Raw genomic sequence first — 2,772 nt, 5'->3', positions numbered from 1 at the left:
GCCAAGGTGCGCCAGCCGACTGAGACGGAACTGAAGCGGATGACAGCGGGCAAGACGCTGATTTCCTTCTTCAATCCGGGCGGCAATGAGGCCGGTATGGAGCTTGCACGCTCCAAGGGCGCCAATGTGATCGCGATGGAAATGGTGCCGCGGATTTCCCGCGCGCAGAAAATGGATGCGCTCAGCTCGATGGCCAATATTGCGGGCTACCGCGCGGTGATCGAGGCGGGCAACAACTTCGGCCGCTTCTTCACCGGTCAGATCACGGCGGCAGGCAAGGTGCCGCCCGCCAAGGTTCTGGTGGTGGGCGCCGGTGTTGCCGGTCTGGCCGCCATCGGGGCCTCCACCAGCCTTGGCGCGATCACCTATGCCTTTGACGTGCGCCCTGAAGTGGCCGAGCAGGTCGAAAGCATGGGCGCAGAGTTCGTTTACCTTGATTTTGAGGAAAGCCAGCAGGATGGCGCGGCAACCGGTGGCTATGCAGCTGTCTCCAGCCCCGAATTCCGCGAGGCCCAACTGGCCAAGTTCCGCGAATTGGCCCCTGATGTTGATATCGTCATCACCACCGCGCTGATCCCCAACCGCGAGGCCCCCAAGCTGTGGCTTGAGGATATGGTCGCGGCGATGAAGCCTGGATCCGTCATCATTGACCTTGCAGCTGAAAAAGGCGGCAATGTTGAAGGCACGGTGATGGACGAGAAGGTCGTGACCGAAAACGGCGTGACCATCATCGGCTATACCGATTTCCCCAGCCGCATGGCGGCGCAGGCTTCGACGCTTTATGCCACCAACATTCGTCACATGATGACTGACCTGACGCCCGAGAAGGACGGTCAGATCAATCACAACATGGAAGATGATGTGATCCGTGGCGCGACGGTGACCTTCGAGAAGGAAATCACCTTCCCGCCGCCACCGCCCAAGGTGCAGGCCATCGCGGCCCAACCGAAGAAAGAGGTGAAGGAGCTGACGCCTGAAGAGAAGCGGGCGCAGGAAGTCGAGGCTTTCAAGCAGCAGACCAAAAATCAGGTCACTCTGTTGGCTGTTGGCGGGGCCTTGGTGCTGCTGGTGGGGCTGTTTGCGCCCGCCAGCTTCATGCAGCATTTCATCGTGTTTGCGTTGGCCTGTTTTGTGGGCTTCCAGGTGATCTGGGGTGTTGCACACTCGCTGCATACGCCGCTGATGGCTGTCACCAATGCGATTTCCTCGATCATCATTCTTGGGGCGCTGATGCAGATCGGATCGGGATCATTCCTGGTGATCTTCCTCGCGGCAGTGTCGGTATTCATGGCCGGGATCAATATCTTCGGCGGTTTCCTCGTCACCCGGCGCATGCTTGCCATGTTCCAGAAATCTTAAGGAGGCCGGGATTATGGACTTTGGCTTTACAACTGCCGCCTATGTGGTTGCGGCTGTTCTCTTCATCCTGTCGCTGGGCGGCCTGAGCGGGCAGGAAAGCGCAAAGCGCGCGGTCTGGTACGGCATTGCGGGTATGGCGCTGGCGGTGCTGGCAACCCTGATTGGGCCGGGTGCTGGTCTGTGGCTGTTGTCGATCGTCTTGATCGCTGCAGGTGGCATCATTGGCACCTATGTTGCCAAACGCGTGCAGATGACCGAAATGCCACAACTGGTGGCGGCGATGCATTCGCTGGTGGGTCTTGCAGCGGTTTTTGTGGGCTTTATCGCCCATATTGAGCTGGGTCGCGTTCTGGCGATGGATGACACCGCCAAGAAGGCGCTTGAGGGTTTTGGCGCGCTGCTGGCCAAGAAAGACGGTGTTGAGATTGCGATCCTGCGGGTTGAGCTGTTTCTTGGCGTCTTCATCGGGGCCGTGACCTTTACCGGGTCGGTGATTGCCTATGGCAAGCTGGCGGGCAAAGTGTCTTCGGCGGCGACCAAATTGCCCGGCGGGCATATGCTGAACGCCGGTGCGGCCGGGCTCTCGCTGATCTGCCTGATCTGGTATTTCAACACCGGCGGCCTCTTCCCGCTGTTCCTGATGACGCTGGCGGCACTGTTCATCGGCTACCACCTGATCATGGGCATCGGCGGCGCCGATATGCCGGTGGTTGTCTCGATGCTGAACAGCTACTCCGGCTGGGCGGCGGCGGCGATTGGCTTTTCGCTCGGCAATGATCTGTTGATCGTGGTTGGCGCGCTGGTCGGCTCCTCCGGTGCGATCCTCAGCTACATCATGTGTAAGGCGATGAACCGCAGCTTCATCTCGGTGATCCTTGGTGGCTTTGGCGGCACCGCGGGCCCGGCGATGGAGATCGACGGTGAGCAGATCGCTATCGACGCCGACGGCGTGGCAACCGCGCTGGAGGAGGCTGACTCTGTGGTGATCATCCCCGGCTACGGTATGGCAGTGGCGCAGGCCCAGCAGAATGTGGCGGAACTGACCCGTCGTCTGCGGGCCAAGGGCAAAACCGTCCGCTTTGCGATCCACCCGGTTGCAGGACGTCTGCCCGGTCACATGAACGTGCTCTTGGCGGAAGCCAAGGTGCCTTATGACATCGTTCTGGAGATGGACGAGATCAACGACGATTTCCCGGAAACGGATGTGGCGATTGTCATTGGCTCGAACGACATCGTGAACCCAGCGGCACAGGAAGACCCCAATTCGCCGATCGCCGGCATGCCGGTGTTGGAGTGCTGGAAGGCAAAGCAGGTCTTCGTCTCCAAACGCGGCCAGGGCACGGGCTATTCCGGCATCGAGAACCCGCTGTTCTTCAAGGAAAACACCCGCATGTTCTATGGCGATGCAAAGGC

2 protein-coding genes are annotated in these 2,772 nt (G+C 60.1%); both read left to right on the top strand.

Annotated features, from left to right (window positions below; translation table 11 throughout):
* The coding region (locus OO25_RS19585) for a Re/Si-specific NAD(P)(+) transhydrogenase subunit alpha (protein ID WP_040182257.1) at window positions 1-1,359 on the top strand (1,359 nt) is incomplete at its 5' end.
* Window positions 1,360-1,372: 13 nt separating this feature from the next.
* On the top strand, window positions 1,373-2,772 hold a 1,400-nt coding region (locus tag OO25_RS19580; RefSeq protein ID WP_040182255.1), incomplete at its 3' end, for an NAD(P)(+) transhydrogenase (Re/Si-specific) subunit beta.

The sequence above is a fragment of the Phaeobacter sp. S60 genome, assembly GCF_000826845.1.
In the GTDB taxonomy this organism is placed as follows: Bacteria; Pseudomonadota; Alphaproteobacteria; order Rhodobacterales; family Rhodobacteraceae; genus Phaeobacter; species Phaeobacter piscinae.
This window is presented reverse-complemented; position numbering and strand designations above follow the sequence as displayed.